General features: G+C 68.6%; 20 protein-coding genes. 10 read left to right on the forward strand and 10 right to left on the reverse strand.

Going from position 1 to position 18,092, the window contains the following annotated elements:
* The first annotated feature begins 17 nt into the window (after positions 1–17).
* The 3 genes from AC5W7N_RS16035 to AC5W7N_RS16045 all read left to right on the forward strand — a co-directional run bounded on the left by AC5W7N_RS16035 (position 18) and on the right by AC5W7N_RS16045 (position 3,292).
* Complete coding sequence (locus AC5W7N_RS16035; protein WP_195019986.1) at positions 18–1,241, forward strand: helix-turn-helix domain-containing protein; 1,224 nt, start codon at positions 18–20, stop codon at positions 1,239–1,241.
* 132 nt (positions 1,242–1,373) lie between these two features.
* Entirely contained in the window at positions 1,374–2,891 is a 1,518-nt protein-coding gene (gene adh / locus AC5W7N_RS16040; protein ID WP_163815116.1) for an aldehyde dehydrogenase, read from the forward strand.
* Positions 2,891–3,292 carry a DUF779 domain-containing protein gene (locus AC5W7N_RS16045; RefSeq protein WP_163815119.1) on the forward strand — a complete coding sequence of 134 codons (402 nt, stop codon included), beginning with the start codon at positions 2,891–2,893 and terminating at the stop codon, positions 3,290–3,292. The genes adh and AC5W7N_RS16045 overlap by 1 nt, the downstream gene beginning before the upstream one ends.
* A 102-nt stretch (positions 3,293–3,394) precedes the next feature.
* Here the strand turns inward: AC5W7N_RS16045 and AC5W7N_RS16050 are convergent, their stop codons facing one another.
* Positions 3,395–3,817 (reverse strand): tautomerase family protein, encoded by a 423-nt coding sequence (locus tag AC5W7N_RS16050; RefSeq protein ID WP_163815121.1) that lies wholly within the window; start codon positions 3,815–3,817, stop codon positions 3,395–3,397.
* A 26-nt stretch (positions 3,818–3,843) separates the two neighbouring features.
* Positions 3,844–4,545, reverse strand: coding sequence for an SDR family oxidoreductase (locus tag AC5W7N_RS16055; RefSeq protein ID WP_195019984.1), 702 nt, complete (start codon positions 4,543–4,545; stop codon positions 3,844–3,846).
* A gap of 168 nt (positions 4,546–4,713) precedes the next feature.
* On the opposite strand from AC5W7N_RS16055, the gene AC5W7N_RS16060 reads away from it, so the two are divergent.
* From AC5W7N_RS16060 to AC5W7N_RS16075, 4 genes are all read left to right on the forward strand, one after another.
* Positions 4,714–5,295, forward strand: a complete 582-nt coding sequence (locus AC5W7N_RS16060) for a TetR family transcriptional regulator (RefSeq protein ID WP_163815125.1) — start codon at positions 4,714–4,716, stop codon at positions 5,293–5,295.
* A 148-nt stretch (positions 5,296–5,443) separates the two neighbouring features.
* Entirely contained in the window at positions 5,444–5,941 is a 498-nt protein-coding gene (locus tag AC5W7N_RS16065; protein ID WP_490724807.1) for a pyridoxamine 5'-phosphate oxidase family protein, read from the forward strand.
* 29 nt (positions 5,942–5,970) lie between these two features.
* Complete coding sequence (locus AC5W7N_RS16070; protein ID WP_163815136.1) at positions 5,971–6,378, forward strand: YciI family protein; 408 nt, start codon at positions 5,971–5,973, stop codon at positions 6,376–6,378.
* Positions 6,375–7,520, forward strand: a complete 1,146-nt coding sequence (locus AC5W7N_RS16075; RefSeq protein WP_163815138.1) for an RNA polymerase sigma factor — start codon at positions 6,375–6,377, stop codon at positions 7,518–7,520. Before AC5W7N_RS16070 ends, AC5W7N_RS16075 begins: the two co-directional genes overlap by 4 nt.
* Before the next feature lie 232 nt (positions 7,521–7,752).
* On the opposite strand, the gene AC5W7N_RS16080 is transcribed toward AC5W7N_RS16075, so the two are convergent.
* A complete protein-coding gene (locus AC5W7N_RS16080; RefSeq protein ID WP_163815140.1) occupies positions 7,753–8,025 on the reverse strand; it encodes a hypothetical protein in 273 nt (90 codons plus the stop codon).
* Positions 8,026–8,432: 407 nt separating this feature from the next.
* On the opposite strand from AC5W7N_RS16080, the gene phoH2 reads away from it, so the two are divergent.
* Both phoH2 and AC5W7N_RS16090 read left to right on the forward strand, forming a co-directional pair.
* Positions 8,433–9,782, forward strand: coding sequence for an RNA 5'-3' helicase PhoH2 (gene phoH2 / locus AC5W7N_RS16085; protein ID WP_195019982.1), 1,350 nt, complete (start codon positions 8,433–8,435; stop codon positions 9,780–9,782).
* A gap of 150 nt (positions 9,783–9,932) precedes the next feature.
* Positions 9,933–11,345: a class II fumarate hydratase gene (locus tag AC5W7N_RS16090; protein ID WP_163815144.1), complete on the forward strand. Its 1,413-nt coding sequence runs from the start codon at positions 9,933–9,935 to the stop codon at positions 11,343–11,345.
* Between the two features lie 213 nt (positions 11,346–11,558).
* Here AC5W7N_RS16090 and AC5W7N_RS16095 read toward each other — a convergent pair whose 3' ends face one another.
* The 3 genes from AC5W7N_RS16095 to glpX form a co-directional block, all read right to left on the reverse strand.
* Entirely contained in the window at positions 11,559–12,416 is an 858-nt protein-coding gene (locus AC5W7N_RS16095; protein WP_195019981.1) for an acyl-ACP desaturase, read from the reverse strand.
* 137 nt (positions 12,417–12,553) lie between these two features.
* Positions 12,554–13,210 carry an LGFP repeat-containing protein gene (locus AC5W7N_RS16100; RefSeq protein ID WP_280498794.1) on the reverse strand — a complete coding sequence of 219 codons (657 nt, stop codon included), beginning with the start codon at positions 13,208–13,210 and terminating at the stop codon, positions 12,554–12,556.
* A gap of 250 nt (positions 13,211–13,460) precedes the next feature.
* Complete coding sequence (gene glpX, locus AC5W7N_RS16105) at positions 13,461–14,504, reverse strand: class II fructose-bisphosphatase (protein ID WP_163815148.1); 1,044 nt, start codon at positions 14,502–14,504, stop codon at positions 13,461–13,463.
* 128 nt (positions 14,505–14,632) lie between these two features.
* On the opposite strand from glpX, the gene AC5W7N_RS16110 reads away from it, so the two are divergent.
* Positions 14,633–15,205 carry a DUF4245 domain-containing protein gene (locus AC5W7N_RS16110; RefSeq protein ID WP_175585964.1) on the forward strand — a complete coding sequence of 191 codons (573 nt, stop codon included), beginning with the start codon at positions 14,633–14,635 and terminating at the stop codon, positions 15,203–15,205.
* A 54-nt stretch (positions 15,206–15,259) separates the two neighbouring features.
* On the opposite strand, the gene AC5W7N_RS16115 is transcribed toward AC5W7N_RS16110, so the two are convergent.
* Genes AC5W7N_RS16115 through AC5W7N_RS16130 form a run of 4 tightly spaced genes read right to left on the reverse strand, consistent with a single transcriptional unit; the run spans position 15,260 to position 17,996 of the window.
* Positions 15,260–15,613 (reverse strand): VOC family protein, encoded by a 354-nt coding sequence (locus AC5W7N_RS16115; RefSeq protein ID WP_163815150.1) that lies wholly within the window; start codon positions 15,611–15,613, stop codon positions 15,260–15,262.
* Complete coding sequence (locus AC5W7N_RS16120) at positions 15,610–15,864, reverse strand: exodeoxyribonuclease VII small subunit (RefSeq protein WP_138457264.1); 255 nt, start codon at positions 15,862–15,864, stop codon at positions 15,610–15,612. Before AC5W7N_RS16120 ends, AC5W7N_RS16115 begins: the two co-directional genes overlap by 4 nt.
* Positions 15,865–15,924: 60 nt before the next feature.
* On the reverse strand, positions 15,925–17,277 hold the full coding sequence (gene xseA, locus AC5W7N_RS16125) for an exodeoxyribonuclease VII large subunit (RefSeq protein WP_490724806.1): 1,353 nt from the start codon (positions 17,275–17,277) through the stop codon (positions 15,925–15,927).
* Positions 17,274–17,996: a lipid droplet-associated protein gene (locus AC5W7N_RS16130; RefSeq protein WP_490724805.1), complete on the reverse strand. Its 723-nt coding sequence runs from the start codon at positions 17,994–17,996 to the stop codon at positions 17,274–17,276. Before AC5W7N_RS16130 ends, xseA begins: the two co-directional genes overlap by 4 nt.
* Positions 17,997–18,092: the final 96 nt, after the last annotated feature.

Genomic DNA, 18,092 nt, shown 5'->3' on the forward strand with positions numbered 1-18,092 from the left:
TGACCAGGAAGACATAGATGGCGGCACACAGCACGCTCGCCGAGCAGCGAGCCGCGCTGGAAAAGGAATGGTCCCGCTGGGTTCCCGGCAGGTCGCATCCCGTGCTGCCCCGAGTCGCCGGATCCGGCCTGCGCAGCGAGGTCGCGCAATCCTGGATGCGTTCGGTGCGCACCGTCGACCCGGCCACCGCGAGCGCACCCGCCGTGGATTCCGCCGACGTCGGTGCCCGCTGGGCCGAGTCCCCGCTACGCGAACCGGTCACCCAGCTCGCCGACCAGCTGCACAATGTCGCCCACGACGCCGGCTATGTCGCCGCGGTCACCGACGAGAGCGGCACCATCCTGTGGTCCTTCGGCGGGCCGGTGATGCGCCGCCGCGCCGAACAGGTCAATTTCGCGCCCGGTGGCCGCTGGGACGAAGAACATATGGGCACCAACGCACTGTCGCTTGCCATGCAGACCGGCAAACCCAGCACCGTGTTCTCCGCCGAACATCTGGTCGCGGCCCTGCACGGCTGGGTGTGTTACTGCGCGCCGATCCACGCCCCCGACGGGCGCAGGCTCGGCGTGCTCGATCTCTCCTCGACGTGGGACCGTTCGCATCCGCTGGCCATGTCGACGGTGCAGTCGCTGGTCACCGCGGTGGAGGCGCGGCTGCACGCGGCGGCCGCCACCCGCCCGGGCGTCCGGCTGACCTGCCTCGGCGGCTCCCGCCTGGTGCGCGACGGGCACCCGGTGCGGTTGCGGCCGCGCCAACTTGAGATCCTCACGCTGCTCGCGCTCGAACCCGACGGGTTCACCCCGGAACGATTGCACTACGCCATCTACGGCGACCGGCCCGCCACCTCGAGCACGCTCAAGGCCGATGTCTCACACCTGCGCCGGGCCACCGGCGGTGAGATCGCCAACCGCGTCTACCAGCTCACCACCCCGCTGTCCTGCGACGCCGTGGATCTGCTCGGCGCACTCGAAGCCGGTGACACGGCCACCGCGGTGCGGATGTATCGCGGGCCGCTGCTGCCCGGTTCGCAGACGCCGGGGATCGTGGAGTGGCGCGATCACCTCGAGGTCGCGGTGCGCACGGCGGTGCTGTCCGACGACGAGCCCGACCACGCGCTGCGCTACGGCGAGCGGGCGCCCGACGATATCGAGATCCACGAACACGCACTGCGATTGCTGCCGCCCAACGACGGGCGCCGGGCCGTCGCCGCGGCCCGGCTGCACACCGCCCTCCGTTCCTGATCCACCCGGATGACCTGCGGGTTCGTCGTGTCACCTCGGTAGTCAACCTTCTGCCAACCCAAGATCGCGATAGTGGTCTGCGTCACGAACGGTTGCTCGTGCTATCCGCCGACTCGATGAGGAGCATGCGACATGACCTACGCGAAACCAGGTGCCGAGGGCAGCATCGTCAGCTACGCCGCCCGCTACGACAATTTCATCGGCGGCGACTGGACGGCTCCGGTCGAGGGGCAGTACTTCGAGAATCCGTCACCGGTGGACGGGCAGACCTTTACCGAGGTAGCGCGCTCGACCGCCGCCGACGTCGAACTGGCCCTCGATGCCGCGCACACCGCCGCCGACGGCTGGGGCGCCACCTCCGTCGCCGAGCGCGCCAATATCCTCAACAAGATCGCCGATCGGATCGAGGAGAATCTCGAAGCCCTCGCGGTCGCCGAGACCTGGGAGAACGGCAAACCGGTCCGCGAAACCAAGGCCGCCGACCTGCCGCTGGCCATCGACCACTTCCGCTACTTCGCCGGCGCCATCCGCGCCCAGGAGGGCGGGATCAGCGAAATCGACGGCGACACCATCGCCTACCACTTCCACGAACCGCTGGGCGTGGTCGGTCAGATCATCCCGTGGAACTTCCCGATCCTGATGGCCACCTGGAAGCTGGCGCCCGCGCTGGCGGCGGGTAACGCGGTGGTGCTCAAGCCCGCCGAGCAGACCCCGGCCTCGATCCTGAAGGTGGTCGAGCTGATCGCGGATCTGCTGCCGCCGGGAGTTCTCAACGTGGTCAACGGTTTCGGTGTGGAAACCGGCAAGCCGCTGGCGTCGAGCCCGCGGGTGGCCAAGGTGGCGTTCACCGGTGAGACCACCACCGGACGGCTCATCATGCAGTACGCCAGCGAGAACATCATTCCGGTGACGCTGGAGCTCGGCGGCAAGAGCCCCAACATCTTCCTGCCCGACATCATGGCCGCCGACGACGAGTTCCTGGACAAGGCCGTCGAGGGTTTCGTGATGTTCGCGCTGAACCAGGGCGAGGTGTGCACCTGTCCCTCGCGTGCGCTGATCCACTCCTCGATCTATGACGAGTTCATGGCGCGGTGCGTGGAACGCACCAAGGCCATCGTCAGCGGCAACCCGCTCGACGACGCCACCATGATCGGCGCGCAGGCCAGCAACGACCAGTACGAGAAGATCCTGTCCTACATCGACATCGGCCGTCAGGAAGGCGCCGAGGTGCTCACCGGCGGCGGGCCGCGCAAGGTCGAGGAGTTCCCCGGCGGCTACTACATCGAGCCGACGGTGTTCAAGGGCAGCAACGATATGCGGATCTTCCAGGAGGAGATCTTCGGCCCGGTCGTCTCGGTGACCACCTTCGACTCCACCGATGAGGCGTTGAAGCTGGCCAACGACACCCTCTACGGTCTCGGCGCGGGCGTGTGGACCCGGGATATGAACACCGCCTACCGGCTCGGTCGCGGAATCAAGGCGGGACGGGTGTGGACCAACTGCTACCACGCCTACCCGGCGCACGCGGCGTTCGGCGGATACAAGAAGTCCGGCATCGGGCGCGAGAACCACTCGATGATGCTCGATCACTACCAGCAGACCAAGAACCTGCTGGTCAGCTACGCGCCGAATAAGCTCGGATTCTTCTGATGGCCGAGGACGTGACCCGCGTCGAGATCACCGAACAGGCCGAGCAGCTGCTCGAGGGTCTGATCCGGCGGCACGGCGCGGTCATGTTCCACCAGTCCGGCGGATGCTGCGACGGCAGCTCGCCGATGTGTTACCCGCGCGGGGAGTTCCGTGTGGGTGCCTCGGATGTGCTGCTCGGGACGGTCGCCGCGGATACGCCGTTCTGGATGAGCGCCGATCAGTACGAGTACTGGAAGCACACCCACCTCACCGTGGATGTGGTTCCCGGCCGTGGCAGCGGATTCTCGTTGGAAGCGCCCGAAGGCGTGCGCTTCCTCATCCGCTCCCGGCTGCTCACCGATGACGAGTTCACCCGGCTCGAGGCCGCGCCTGCGCCCCGCACCGGCGCCGAACTCGAATAGCCCTGCGCGGCAGTGGGGTTCGCCCGCCCGCCCGCGCATCGGAAAGATCTGCCCACCGGCTGTGCCGCGCCGGTGGGCAGATCTGCTTTCTGTCGCAGCCGTTCAGTACGGGATCGGCGCGTTTGCCTGCGCCCACGCCTTCTCGGCATCGCTGCCTGCCTGCGGTGGGAACTGGCCGGCGATCTTCCACAGATCGCGCGGGGATTCGTAGGTGTGGAATTCCCAGTGCAAGCCGCGGTCGCGGGTGTAGGGGACCATGATCGAATCGAGTCTGTCGGTGGAGCGGCGACGCATATCGGGATCGTCCAGATGACGGGCGAGGTGTTCCACCACGATCCGGACGGTGTCGGCCGCCGGTTTACCGCCGACATAGAAGTCCGGTTCGGCGGTTTCCTTGAACAGCACGACCACGTAGAACGCCGGCAGGCCGAAGCTGGTGTACAGGTCGGTGATGTCCCGGGCGAAATCCTGTTTGTCCTTGTCGGAGTAGGTGTTCGCGGGGTGATAGATGTGCCACAGCGGCATGGCTGGTCCTTTCGGGTTCGGCGGTCTCAGCGGCCGATGGCCACGGCGAGATCTTCGACGGGGCCGGACAGCGCTGCCTTCATCCGGCGCGAGACCTCATCGACGAGCACTTCGATCTCACCTTTCTCGACGCCGTCGAAAACCGCCGCCGCCACTGCGGCGGGGGCGATCTTGTCGACCGGGAGTTGGGCGACCATCTCGGTATCGGCGAAGCCCAGATGCACCCCGACGACCTGGGTGCGCTGTGCGGCGAGCTCGAGCCGCAGGGAATTGGTCATCGACCAGAACGCGGCCTTCGAGGCGCCATAGGCCGCGGCACCGGAGCCCCAGGACAGCACCGAATGGATATCGACCAGCGCGCCACCACCGTGGGCCGCCAGAATCGGCGCGAAGGCCTGCGCGACCCGGAGTGGGCCGAACACATTCGTATCGAAAGTGGCCTGCACGTCGGTTATTTCGGCTGTCAGCAGGGGTGCGGGGAGTAGCGCGCCCGCATTGTTGACGACGATGTCGACATCTCCCGCAGCGAGCGCCGCAGCGGTGACGGAATCGGGATCGGTCACATCCAGCGCGAGCGGTACCACGCGCGGATCGTCGCTCGGAGCCGGTGTCCGGGCCGTCGCGTAGACCTTCGCGGCCCCGCGCCGCAGCAGTTCGTCCACGAACGCGCGCCCGAGTCCGCGCTGTCCGCCGGTCACCAGCGCGACCGAGCCTTCGATTCTGGTCATCTTCGCCTCTTTCGAGTCATCCCCGCCGATCCGGACGTCCCTGGTCGGCTCGGGGAGGGAGCGTCACCACTCGACCGATTTAGATTATGATCATCATCTATACGGATGCGCAAGACTGTCCTGACCGACCGCGCCCTCCGTGCGCGCCGAACGATGGAAGGAGCCGATGTGCCGCGAGCATCCCGCGAACAGGCGCAAGCGCACCGCAGGCAGGTCCTCGACGCGGCCGCCGCGCAGGTCCGCGAACATGGGGCGGCCGCGATGACCGTCCCCGAGCTGATGGCCGCCGCCGGACTGACCCACGGCGGTTTCTACCGGCACTTCCGGTCCAAGGAAGACCTGGTCACGCAGGCCTGCACGGCTGCGTACGCGGAGAAGATCGACGAAATGGACCGTATCCGCGCCGCGAGCGCGGACGGCGCGGCGGCCCGGCGCACCTTCATCCAGCGCTATCTGTCCACCGCCCACCGCGACACCCCCGCCAACGGGTGCGGCATCGCGGCGACCGCGGCCGACGTCGCCAGAGCGCCCGCCGACAGTCCGCTGCGCCAGGCCTACCTCGACGGCATCCAGAACATGATCGGCAAACTCGCCGAGTTCGACGACCGCTCGACCACCGACCCGGACCTGCTGGTCGAACTGTCGACCATGGCCGGAGCGCTGATGCTCGCGCGCGCCACCGGCGACGCCGAGCTCTCCCGCCGGATCCTCGAAGCCGCCCGCGATCACCTGGTCGGCGACCCCGAGTAGCGGCCGGTGCGGCGCCGTTTTCGGCCCGGTCGAAAAAATTCTCCGAAATTCTTCGCCGGGGATGTCGAGAATGTAGGGCGGGCTCCGTCCCAGGGGTACGAGCAGCCGATAACGGCTCGCTCGACGGCACCGACACAGGAGCGCATCGATGGAACAGCACCAGATCACCGACATTCTCGAACGCCCGCTCAGCCGGGAGCTGCTCGCTCGCGATCTGACCAGGCTGGCCTATGTGGCACTCGACGGCACCCCGCGCAATATCCCGATCGGGTTCACCTGGAACGGCGCGCAGGTCGTGCTGTGCACCACCACGAACGCTCCGAAACTGCCCGCCCTGCGGCGCAACCCGCAGGTGGCGCTGACCATCGACACCGAGGTGCATCCGCCCAAGCTGCTGCTGATCCGGGGCCGGGCCGAGCTGGACGAGGTCGAGGGCATCCCGGAGGAGTATCTGCAGATGAACGGCAGCTACCAGATGACTCCGGAGCAGCGGACGGTGTGGGAAGCCGAGGTGCGTTCGCTCTACGAGCGGATGGTCCGCATCGTCATCACCCCGACGTGGGTGAAGCTCATCGACTTCGAGACCACCCTGCCCTCGCCGGTCGAGGAGTTGATCCGGCAACGCGACGAACGTCAGCGCGCCTGACCCCAGACCGACATCCCGAGGAGAAGACAATGGCCAAGTACCTGCTGCTCAAGCACTACCGCGGCGCCCCGGCGCCCACCAACGACGTGCCGATGGACCAGTGGACCCCGGACGAAGTCACCGCCCACATTCAGTACATGGAAGATTTCGCCGCCCGGCTCCGATCCACCGGCGAATACGTCGACAGTCAGGCGCTCGCACCCCAGGGCACCTTCGTCCGCTCCGACGGCGAGGGTCGCCCGCCGGTCACCGACGGTCCCTTCGCCGAGACCAAGGACCTGATCGCCGGCTGGATGATGATCGACGTCGACACCTACGAGCGCGCTCTCGAGCTTGCGGCGGAACTGTCGGCGGCGCCCGGCGCCGGCGGCAAACCGATCCAGGAATGGCTCGAGCTGCGGCCGTTGTTCGCCGCGGCGCCCACCGTCACCGAGTGAACGAGTCACTGCTGCGGGAGCTGGTGCCCGCGGTGATCGGCGTCCTCGTCCGGCGCGGAGCGGATTTCGGCTCGGCCGAGGACGCCGTGCAGGAGGCGTTGATCCGCGCGCTGGAGAGCTGGCCGCAGGACCCACCGCGCGATCCGAAGGGCTGGCTGGTCGCCGCGGCGTGGCGCAAGTTCCTCGACGCCGCCCGCGCCGAATCCGCGCGGCGGGGAAGAGAACTCGCGGTCGAGTCGGAGCCGCCGCGCGGGCCGGTGCCCGATGCCGACGACTCGCTGTGGCTGTATTTCCTGTGCGCGCACCCGTCGTTGTCGCCGAGTTCGGCCGTCGCGTTGACGTTGCGCGCGGTCGGCGGCCTGACCACCAGGCAGATCGCGAACGCGTATCTGGTGCCCGAAGCGACCATGGCGCAACGGATCAGCCGCGCCAAACGGCGCATCGCCGAGCTGCCGTTGGACCGGCCGGGCGATCCGGCGACCGTGCTGCGGGTGCTGTACCTGGTCTTCAACGAGGGCTACAGCGGTGAACTGGACCTGGCGGCCGAAGCGATCCGCCTCACCCGTCAGCTGGCGGCCACGACCGACGACCCGGAAGTCGCCGGCCTGCTCGCGCTGATGCTGCTGCACCAGGCCCGCCGGGCCTCACGCACCGGGCCGGGCGGGCGGTTGATCCCGCTGGCCGAGCAGGACCGGACCCGTTGGGACACCGGCCTTATCGCCGAAGGCGTGGCGATCCTGCAGGCGGCGCTGGCCCGCGACCGGCTCGGTGAATACCAAGCGCAAGCCGCGATCGCCGCCCTGCACGCGGATGCCCCGAGCGCCGCCGAGACCGACTGGGTGCAGATCGTGGAGTGGTACGACGAGTTGCTGAAGCTCACCGGCAGCCCGGTGGTGCGGCTCAACCGCGCGGTCGCGGTCGGCGAGGCCGACGGAGCGCGCGCCGGTCTTGCGGAATTGCAGCAGGTGGATCCGGACCTGCCCCGCTACCGCGCGGTTCGCGCCTATCTGCTCGAGCGGGCCGGCGATCTCGAGCAGGCCGCCGAGCTGTACGCGGCAGCCGCCCTGGTGGCCTCCAGCGCGCCCGAGCGCGACCATCTGACCCGCGAGGCGGCGCGGGTGCGGCAGTCGCTGCGCTCGTAACCCCGCAGCGCTGGGCGGGTGTGTCCGCTCGACCGTCTCCGTGCCGACTTCGCTGGCGGCCGGTCCCCGGCGTCGTTGGCGGGGCGGGAAAGTTCGGTGGTCTTCCACACGGGCGGGTCGAGTGTTCAGTTATCGATGGCCCATCGTGTGGACGTCGACATCGAGTATCGACCGGGAGGGTTGGCGCCAGGTTGGGTGCGTCCCGGTGAGTGGTATGCGAGCCGCGCGCAGGTCAGGAATGCTTGGCGAGGTAATCGAGGTAGAACGGGCGCAGCGCCTCGGCCAGCTCGCCGTCGCCTGCGTGCACGTAGTCATCGATCAACGGCAGCACCCAGGTGATGTCTGCTTCGCTCTCGCCTGCCTTGCCCGCGGTGGCCTCGGCGGCGGGGATGCGGGTGAGCAGGTTCCACAAGAATTTGATGTCGCCGCGGCGCACGGCCAGCTTGACCGCGCGGTCGTGCAGTTCCTTGGACGACAGCTGCTGGAGATCGTCGGTACCGGCCATAACGCGACTCTAATCCGCCGGCGCGGGAGTGGGGACCCGCGTGTCGAATCCGGCGATCGAGCAACCAGCCCGCAGCCGGCCGCCGAGATCGTGCCGACGGCGGCGCCACCACCGGAAACGCAGTCCGACCAGCGGTGATAGCTGCCATCGGCGGTGCGTTAACGACGAATTCACCGACACGCCTGCCGTTCCCCGAGCGCGCAACCACCGACAGCCGGTAGCGTCGTGGATGCGAGTCGCGTCGTTGTGGCTCGCGCGGGAGGTCCTGACCGTGACTGAGCCATTCAGTACGAGGGGGCCGGCACCCGGCCCTCGTGGCATCTGACGCCAGCGTCGGATCCCTCAGGACGGACCGGTCCAGCGAGATTGTCTGATGCGGGTGCCGCGCAGACACAAAGGAGCCCACCGTGACTACAACACGCTCCGTTTCCGCCCCATCGGCGAACTCTCGCACCGTGAAGAAAGGCACCAAAACCTTTGTCGTCGACACCTCGGTTCTGCTATCGGATCCCTGGTCGGTCACCCGCTTCGGCGAGCATCACGTGGTGCTGCCGCTGGTGGTGATCAGCGAACTCGAAGGCAAACGGCACCACCACGAGCTCGGCTGGTTCGCCCGTGAGGCGCTGCGCATGCTCGACGATCTGCGGGTGCAGCACGGCAGGCTCGACGAGCCGCTGCCGATCGGCACCGAGGGCGGAACGCTGCAGGTGGAGCTGAACCACACCGATCCGACGGTGCTGCCGGTCGGGTTCCGCACCGACACCAACGATTCCCGCATCCTGGCCTGCGCGCTCAATCTCGCCGCTGACGGCCACACCGTGGTGCTGGTGTCCAAGGACATTCCGTTGCGGGTCAAGGCGAGTTCGGTGGGTCTGCAGGCCGATGAGTACCACGCGCAGGACGTGGTCACCTCGGGCTGGTCGGGCATGGTGGAACTCGATGTCACCACCGACCGGGTGGACGAGCTCTACAGCGAAGGCTCCATCGACCTCGACGAGGCGCGGGAACTGCCCTGCCACACCGGGATCCGGCTGCTCGGTTCCAGCTCCAGCGCACTCGGCCGGGTCACGCCGGACAAGCGGGTGCAGCTGGTGCGTGAGCGTGAGGCGTTCGGCTTGCACGGGCGCTCGGCCGAACAGCGCATCGCCCTGGACCTGCTGCTGGACGAGAGCGTCGGGATCGTCTCGCTCGGTGGGCGAGCGGGCACCGGCAAGTCGGCGCTGGCGCTGACGGCCGGACTGGAAGCGGTGCTGGAGCGGCGCACCCAGCGCAAGGTGGTGGTGTTCCGTCCGCTGTACGCGGTCGGCGGCCAGGATCTGGGCTATCTGCCCGGCACCGAGAGCGAGAAGATGGGGCCGTGGGCCCAGGCCGTCTTCGACACTCTCGACGGGCTGGCCAGCCGCGAGGTCATGGAGGAGGTGCTCAGCCGCGACATGCTGGAAGTGTTGCCGCTCACCCACATTCGTGGGCGCTCGCTGCACGATTCGTTCGTGATCGTCGACGAGGCGCAATCGCTGGAACGCAATGTGCTGCTGACGGTGCTGAGCCGGCTCGGCACCGGGTCGCGGGTGGTGCTCACCCACGACGTCGCCCAGCGCGACAATCTGCGCGTCGGCCGCCACGACGGCGTCGCCGCGGTGATCGAGAAGCTGAAGGGGCATCCGCTGTTCGCGCACGTCACGCTCACCCGCAGTGAGCGTTCGCCGATCGCGGCACTGGTGACGGAGATGCTGGAGGAATACGGGCCCAACGCCTGACGGAGATAGCGACAGACCCCCGGGCCCGCGTGGTCCGGGGGTCTGCCATTTCCGGCCGCGGCTATTCCCGTCCCCCGGGCGTCGAGCCCTGTGAGATAAGCGTCAGGCGTGGCGTCCCCACGTGCGGCGGGTGCGGCATATGGTCGGACTATGAGTGAGCGAAGCGACCAGACCGAGTACCGCATCGAACACGACACCATGGGTGAGGTCCGCGTTCCGGTGGACGCCCTGTGGCGGGCGCAGACCCAGCGGGCCGTGCAGAACTTCCCGATCAGCGGCCGCGGCCTGGAGCGCGCGCAGATCCGTGCGCTGGGGCTGCTCAAGGCCGCGTGCGCGAAGGTGAACCGGGACCTCGGCCTGCTCGAGGCCACCAAGGCCGACGCCATCATCGCCGCCGCCACCGAGATCGCCGAGGGCCGTCACGACGATCAGTTCCCGATCGACGTGTTCCAGACCGGCTCGGGCACCAGCTCCAATATGAACGCCAACGAGGTCATCGCCTCCATCGCCAAGGCGCGCGGGGTCGAGGTGCATCCCAACGACGACGTGAACATGTCGCAGTCGTCCAACGACACCTTCCCGACCGCAACCCATCTGGCCGCGACCGAGGCCGTCATCGCCGATCTGGTGCCCGCCCTGGACCACCTGCGGCTGGCGCTGCTCGACAAGTCCACCGCGTGGAAGACGGTGGTCAAATCGGGGCGCACCCATCTGATGGACGCCGTCCCGGTGACCCTCGGTCAGGAGTTCGGCGGCTACACCCGCCAGGTCGCGGCCGGTATCGACCGGATCATGGCGACGCTGCCCCGGCTGGGTGAGCTGCCCATCGGCGGTACCGCCGTCGGCACCGGGCTCAACGCACCGCAGGGATTCGGCGGGCTGGTCGTCGCGGAACTGGTGCGCAGCACCGGCATCGACGCGCTACGCGAAGCCGAGGACCACTTCGAGGCACAGGCCGCGCGGGACGGTCTGGTGGAGGCCTCGGGCGCGCTGCGCACCATCGCCGTCAGCTTGACCAAGATCGCCAACGATATCCGCTGGATGGGGTCGGGCCCGCTCACCGGCCTGGCCGAGCTGCAACTGCCCGACCTGCAGCCGGGCAGTTCGATCATGCCTGGCAAGGTGAATCCGGTACTGCCCGAAGCGGTGACCCAGGTCGCCGCGCAGGTGATCGGCAACGATGCCGCCGTCGCGTTCAGCGGGGCGAACGGGCACTTCGAGTTGAACGTCTACATCCCGGTGATGGCCCGCAATCTGCTCGAGTCGATTCGCTTGCTGGCCAACGTGTCCCGGCTGTTCGCCGATCGCTGTGTGAGCGGACTGGTCGCCAACGAGGAGCATCTGCGCACGCTGGCCGAATCCTCGCCGTCGATCGTCACGCCGTTGAATTCGGCGATCGGCTACGAGGAAGCGGCCGCGGTCGCCAAGGAAGCGCTGAAGGAGAAGAAGACGATCCGGCAGACGGTGATCGACCGCGGACTCATCGGCGACGAACTCACCGTGGAGGAACTGGATCGCCGCCTGGATGTGCTGGCGATGGCGAAGGTCGACGAGAAGAAGTAGCGCGAGCGGATCCGAAAACGGCCCGTTCGATGACATCGAACGGGCCGTTGCCGTCAATCGGCGGAGATCGTGATGACGTCGCTGACGAAGCTGAGAATTGCTGCTACCAGATCGAGGATCACTGCTCTCACCTTCTTCCGGTTGTGCGGATGTGCGTCGAACCGGTCAACGATATCCGGAATTACCGCTGATCAGCGGGCGAAACGCAGATCGTCAGCCGCGCAGGTGAGCGAGCTCGGCGCGGGCCGCCTCGCCGGCTTCGCCCAGATCGGTGCGGGTGAAGACATTCCAGCGCCGCAGCAGGGGAGCGAAGACCAGCTCGCCCTCCTTGGCCGGGTCGTAGATGCCCGCCTCGGCCAGCACCTCGTCGCTGCTGCGACCGTCGGGCAGGGTGACCGTGGGCACGTGGAAGGCGGCGATGCGATCGGCGACGGCGCGCATGGTCTGATCGGGCACCTGGCTGAAGGCGGCGTCGATCAGGTTGGCGAAGAACACCGACTGCAGTTCGTCATCGACGGCGATGCGCTCGCTGATGGCGGTGACGATCGGGTTCTCGTTCAACGCGGCGGTATTGCGGTGCCGCACCGCCGACGCGGCTTCCTCGAAGGCGCCGTTGGCCAGCACGTCCAGCAGATGCAGCGGCTCACGGCGGAAGCCCTTGGTCATGTGATCCATGCGCAGCCGCTCCAGCTCCACCGGATCGACGGCACGGGTGACCATCAGGTAGTTGCGGATCATGATCTCGTGCCGGTTCTCCTCGGCCGTCCACCGGCCGACCCAGCGCCACCACGCACCCGTGCGCAGGTACTTACCGATCTCCCGGTGGTAGGAGGGCAGATTGTCGGCGATGAGCACGCTGACGGTGAGCGCCAGCTTGGCCACCTCGCTGAGCTCGGACTGGTCCGGCTCCCAGTCGGTGCCGCCGAGGAAGCCGAAGTTGCGCCCGTCGTCCCACGGCACGTAATCGTGCGGCTGCCAGCCGTCGGCCGCCTCGATGTGGCGGCGAAGGTTCAGTTCCACCTCCACCGCGAGCGACTCGAGCAGTTCGCGATCGGTCAAGAGAGTTTGCACCGCACCAACCTAGCCGTTGTGTGGATCACGTGGGGCACTGTGGGGGTATCGCAGTGCGGCCGATCGACGCATTGGTCGAAAAACGTCCCGGCCGGGCGCGCCCGGACAACGCCTGCGCACCCGGCCGAGGTCGATGACTACTTCTCGGTGACGGTGGTCTCGCCGTTCATCCAGGTGATGGTGCCGCCGGTGAACTCGCTCTTCTTGCTGCCGTCGGGCAGGGTTTCCTCATCGGTGACGGGGTAGCCGAGTTTGCCGTTGGCGCCGCCGTTCTCCTCCCAGGTCTCCCGGATGTCACCCCACACGATGTGGGCGCCGGAATCCTGGCTCCAGTAGATGGTGCCGCCCTCGAAGTCCTGGTAACGGCCGCCGTTCGGGCCGGTCTCCTCGGGGTCTTCCGGCATGCCGAGCGGGCTGTTCTGGCCGCCGGATTCGAGGTACTTGGAGTAGATGACACCGGAGACGGTGACCTCGCCGTCCGGGGTGTTGAACTTCGTCTCGCCCGCCGCGCCCGGGGTCTCGGCGCCGGTGGCGGTGGCGGTGCCGCCGGGGGTTTCGCCCGCGGTGCCACCGGGAGTTCCGGTGGCGTCGTGTTCGCCGGGCGCATGGGTGGCGGTCGCGGTGCCCTCGCCCATCTGGGCGGTGACACTGCCGATCTTGCTGCCGATCTGGTCGCTGGTATCGGAGTCGTCGCCGCAACCGGCCACGAGCAGTCCCGAAGCGGCGATCGCCATGGTGAATCCGGCGGTACGTCGAGCGAAGTGGTGCATGTCCATCCTCTCGAGAGTGGCCACGCGGGCTCCCGCAACGCTGCGGTGAAGCCACACGCGAACCGGAGCCGACGCTCAGCAAGGGCTCGGCGAACGTGGCAACTGTTCGCTTGACCATTACTGAGCTGGTGTCCGCGTGAATATTACCCGGGAGAATGTGAACCAAACGACATGCTGAACAATTGCTGGGCAATGAGTTTCAGGCACGGCAGTGCCAGAACAATGCCGCGGCGCCGCCTTCGGGCGGCGTCGCGGCATCTGTTTCAGGGCGTCATCACGGCAGGGGCGGGTTGGCGTCGTCGTCGCCGTGGAAGTCGACCGAGGAGTACTCGCGCAGCTTCGTCAGGCGGTGGTAGGCGTCGATCATGCGGACGGTGCCGGACTTCGACCGCATGACGATCGACTGGGTGGAGGCGCCGCCGCCGTAGTAGCGCACGCCGCGCAGCAGATCGCCGTCGGTGACGCCGGTGGCGCAGAAGAAGACGTTCTCGCCGGAGACGAGGTCTTCGGTGCTGAGCACGCGGTCCAGATCGTGGCCCGCGTCGATGGCCTTCTGGCGCTCTTCGTCGTCCTTGGGGGCGAGCATGCCCTGCAGTTCGCCGCCCATACAACGCATGGCGGCGGCGGCGATGATGCCTTCGGGGGTGCCGCCGATGCCGACCAGGATGTCGGTGCCCGAATCGGGACGGGCAGCGGCGATGGCGCCGGCGACGTCACCGTCGGAGATGAGGCGGATGCGGGCGCCGGCATCGCGCACCTGCTGGATGAGCTCGGCGTGACGCGGGCGATCCAGGATGCACACGGTGAGATCGGAGACCGACGAGCTCTTGGCCTTGGCGACCTTGCGAATGTTGTCGGCGATGGGGGCGGTGATGTCGATCACGCCCGCGGCATCGGGGCCGACGGCGATCTTGTGCATGTAGAACACCGCCGACGGGTCGAACATCGCGCCGCGTTCGGCCACCGCGAGCACCGAGATGGCGCCGGGGGAGCCCTTCGACATCAGCGTGGTGCCGTCGATGGGGTCGACGGCGAAGTCGACCTCGGGGCCGTCGCCGTTGCCGACCAGCTCACCGTTGTAGAGCATGGGCGCTTCGTCCTTCTCGCCCTCGCCGATGACCACGGTGCCCTTCATCGACACCGAGCTGACCAGCTGGCGCATGGCATCGACGGCCGCGCCGTCGCCGCCTTCCTTGTCACCGCGGCCGACCCAGCGGCCCGCGGCCATGGCACCTGCCTCGGTGACCCGGACCAGTTCCAGTGCGAGGTTGCGGTCGGGCGCCTCGCGGCGGCTCGGGGCGGGCGAAGATGCCGTCATAGCGGTGTGCCTCCTTGGCTCGTACTTACGCGGACAATTGTCTCATTCCGCAGGCAGGCGTCCGTGCACACCTGGGCAGGGGCGGGGCCGTACCGGTGTGATCGGCGTCGCGAGTGGATACTGGGAACGTGCCGAACCAAAAGCCACGCATCATGAACGACTACCGGGATCTGGTCTGGTCGCTGATCCCGTTGGCGCTGATCGCCGTGGTTTTCGCCGGGCTGACCAGTCAATGCAGCTTCGCCGGCGACGGCCCGACGCAGGGCCAGATCCCCAGCTTCGACGCCAAGGCGGCCCTGCAGTCCGACGCCGACAACCTGACCTTCCCGATCCGTGAACCGGCCCTGCCGCAGGGCTGGACGCCGAATTCGGGCAGCCGCGACACCATCACCGAGGAGGGCGGCGGCACCGTCAGCACCATCGGCTACATCACGCCCGAGGGCACCTACATGGAGCTGAACCAGAGCAACGCCACCGAGGTCGCGCTCGCCCGGCACATCCTCGGCTCCCGGTACGCCAGCGGCACCCGGGATATCGGCGCCCAGAAATGGGTGGTCTACGACGAGCCCGGCGAGGAGTCGGCCTGGATCGCCGATTTCGGCCAGAGCAGGGTGCTGATCCGCGGGGCGGGTGACGACGCCGCGTTCACCACGTTGGCCGAAGCGGTCAGCACGGCGCAGCCGATGCCGAAGAAGCGGTAACCGGCCGCACCGAGCCACACGCGTCGGCCGAAGGGCAGCGCGCCCGCGCGGCGATCAGCTGTCCTCGCGATGCGTGACGACGTTGACGACGGTGCCGCTGGGATCGCGCACGAAGAACCGGCGCACACCCCACGGTTCGTCGCGCAGCGCGTAGACGATGTCCGCGCCCGCGGCGAGCAGCTGTGCGTGCACGGCGTCGACATCGTCCACCTCGACGCTCATATCCGGTTGTGGCCCTTCGGCTTCCGGGCCCACGAGCACGACCTGCGTGGTCGGATTCGACGGCGAGGCCATGATCACGGCCCAGCCGAGGTCCATCGCCTCGGTGAAGCCGAGTCCCCGGTAGAACGCCCGGCTCGCCGCCATGTCTGCGGTGCGGATATCGGGGGTGGCGCGGCGGATGCTCACTGCTGTTCGCCGTCCACTTCGGCCCGCGAGAGGGCGTCCTCGACGCGTTTGCGGGCACCGGCCAGGTGCTCTTCGCAGCGGTTGGCCAGCGCCTCGCCGCGCTCCCACAGGGCCAGGGATTCGTCGAGGTCCAGGCCGCCCTGTTCGAGCATCTTGACGACGTTGACCAGCTCGTCGCGGGCGCGTTCGTAGCCGAAGGTGGCGATCTCGGCCAGATCGTCGGTCGGCTGATCGGCGGCGGAGTCGGGCAAGGTCGGTCCTCTCGGTGGGTCGGTGGTTCGCGGTGGGCGGGGCCGGGTCCGGCGGTTCGGTCAGCGACCCGGTCCGGACTCGGTGTCCGCGCTGCGGCCGGACTCGGGCGGGACAGCCCTGGTGCCGAGCGCGGTGGTGCCGAGGGCGGCGGCCGAGATGGCGCCGTCGGCGACGCGGATGCGCAGCTGGGTGCCGGCCGGCGCGTCGTCGATGCTGTGCACCACATGCCGTTCGCGGCCGGTGACGCGCTGGACGACGGCGTAGCCGCGGGCCATGGTCGCGGCCGGGCCGACCGCGGTCAGCTTCTCGCGCAGGTGCCGGGTGGCGGTGGATTCGGTGCTGATGAGGTGTTCGGCGCAGCGCCGGGCGGAGGTGCGCAGCCGCTCCACCTCGTCGACCCGATGGCGCAGTTCGCGCAGCGGATCGGCCAGCACGGGCCGGGAACGCAGTTGATCGAGGGCGCGGGTTTCGCGGTCCACCCAGCCCCGAAGGGCGGCGGCCGAGCGGGCGCGCAGCTCACGCACCCCGGCCAGTTCGGCGGCGGCGTCGGGCACGATCCGTTTGGCGGCGTCGGTGGGGGTGGCGGCGCGCACGTCGGCGACGAGATCGCTGAGTGGGTTGTCCGGTTCGTGCCCGATCGCGCTGACGATCGGCGTGGTCGCGGCGACGATGGCCCGGCACAGCGCCTCGTCGGAGAACGGCAGCAGATCCTCCACGCTGCCGCCGCCACGGGCGAGCACGATCACCTCGACCGCGGGATCACGGTCCAGGTCGCTGAGCGCGGCCATGATCTGCGGCACCGCCGTCGGCCCCTGCACCGCGGTATTGCGGATCTCGAATCGCACGGCGGGCCACCGGGTGCGCGCGACGGTCAGCACATCGTGTTCGGCGGCGCTGGCGCGGCCGGTGATGAGCCCGACGGTGCTGGGCAGGAACGGAATCGGGCGTTTCAGCCGCGGATCGAACAGGCCCTCGGCGGCCAGCAGCGCCTTCAACCGTTCGATCCTGGCCAGCAGTTCACCCACCCCGACCGCGCGGATCTCGGTGACCCGCAACGACAGCGTGCCGCGGCCGGTGAAGAAGGAGAGCTTGCCGTACACCACCACCCGGCTGCCCTCGTGCAGCGGCAGCGGGGAGTTACGGATCAGTGCCGGATCGCAGGTCACCGACAACGACATGTCGGCCGACGGATCGCGCAGCACCAGGAAGGCGGTCCGGGTACCCGGCCGCAGCGAGATCTGGGTGATCTGGCCCTCCACCCAGACGCTGCCGAGCCGCTCGATCCACTGCGCGACCTTGATCGAGACCGAACGCACCGGCCACGGGTTGTCGGCGGAATTGGCGGGCGCGGCGCGTTCGGGCCGGCCGGTGGCGTCCCGGCCGGCCGTCGTCGGCGAGGAGGGTTCGGTCACTGGGCCCGCACGGTGGCGATCCGGTTCGTCAGCATGGTGACGAACGGCGCCCGGGCGCGGGTGCGCTGCTCGTAGTCGAGCAGGGCGGTCAGATCGTCGATGGTCAGCATGCGCAGCCGGGCCCGCAGCTGGGCCAGCGTCATGGTGTCGTAGTCGTAGCGGGTGGCGACCTCCGGTGCGACGACCTCGGCCTGCTCGGCCTCCGGCTGGGTGCTCTCCGCGACCGCCGTGGTCTCACCGGTGGCTTCGGCCTCGCCGGCGGGCGCTTCGGCCTCGCGCGGTTCCTCGGCTTCGCGCTGCACCCCGGTGGCCGACTCGCGCAGCGGGCTGACCGTGGCCGCATGTCCGTTGCGTCCGGCCTTCGCACCCGCCAGCGTCTCGGTGATGAGGAACTCGGCCAGCTCGGCATCGCTGCCGAAGCTGTCGAAACTGCTGGTCCTGGCCCGGCCGAAGGCGGTGCCGGAGGGCTGGGCCTCATCCTCGTCGAAGGTGGCCCAGGCGGGCTGCTCGACGGCGCGGTTGGACAGGCGATCGAAGACGGCGTCGCCCTTGAGCGCCAGACTGGTGACGAACTGCTGGACGTGCATGGTGGTCTGCAGCAGCTGACTGATCGCGGTGATCGGGAAATTCACCGCCGCCGTCGGCAGCCGTCGAGTCTCCTCGATGGCGTAGACGGCGGCACCAGCGGCTACGCGGGCCAGAAACGGTGGTCGGAACATGGTCCTAGCCTGCCCGAAATGGCGGGATGTGCAAAAGGGGGCCGGGTGTTCGCGTGTTATCTCGCTCGCATCCGAGCGGGTGATCGCCATAGCGCG

Source organism: Nocardia sp. CDC519, assembly GCF_059509835.1.

Excerpts from the sequence above, each read along its gene's own strand:
- AC5W7N_RS16055 (WP_195019984.1), bottom strand. The coding sequence starts at position 4,545 with ATGACCAGAATCGAAGGCTCGGTCGCGCTGGTGACCGGCGGACAGCGC.
- AC5W7N_RS16065 (WP_490724807.1), top strand. The coding sequence starts at position 5,444 with ATGGAACAGCACCAGATCACCGACATTCTCGAACGCCCGCTCAGCCGG.
- AC5W7N_RS16070 (WP_163815136.1), top strand. The coding sequence starts at position 5,971 with ATGGCCAAGTACCTGCTGCTCAAGCACTACCGCGGCGCCCCGGCGCCC.
- glpX (WP_163815148.1), bottom strand. The coding sequence starts at position 14,504 with ATGACGGCATCTTCGCCCGCCCCGAGCCGCCGCGAGGCGCCCGACCGC.
- AC5W7N_RS16130 (WP_490724805.1), bottom strand. The coding sequence starts at position 17,996 with ATGTTCCGACCACCGTTTCTGGCCCGCGTAGCCGCTGGTGCCGCCGTC.
- AC5W7N_RS16035 (WP_195019986.1), top strand. The coding sequence starts at position 18 with ATGGCGGCACACAGCACGCTCGCCGAGCAGCGAGCCGCGCTGGAAAAG.
- AC5W7N_RS16090 (WP_163815144.1), top strand. The coding sequence starts at position 9,933 with ATGAGTGAGCGAAGCGACCAGACCGAGTACCGCATCGAACACGACACC.
- AC5W7N_RS16080 (WP_163815140.1), bottom strand. The coding sequence starts at position 8,025 with ATGGCCGGTACCGACGATCTCCAGCAGCTGTCGTCCAAGGAACTGCAC.
- adh (WP_163815116.1), top strand. The coding sequence starts at position 1,374 with ATGACCTACGCGAAACCAGGTGCCGAGGGCAGCATCGTCAGCTACGCC.
- AC5W7N_RS16050 (WP_163815121.1), bottom strand. The coding sequence starts at position 3,817 with ATGCCGCTGTGGCACATCTATCACCCCGCGAACACCTACTCCGACAAG.
- AC5W7N_RS16045 (WP_163815119.1), top strand. The coding sequence starts at position 2,891 with ATGGCCGAGGACGTGACCCGCGTCGAGATCACCGAACAGGCCGAGCAG.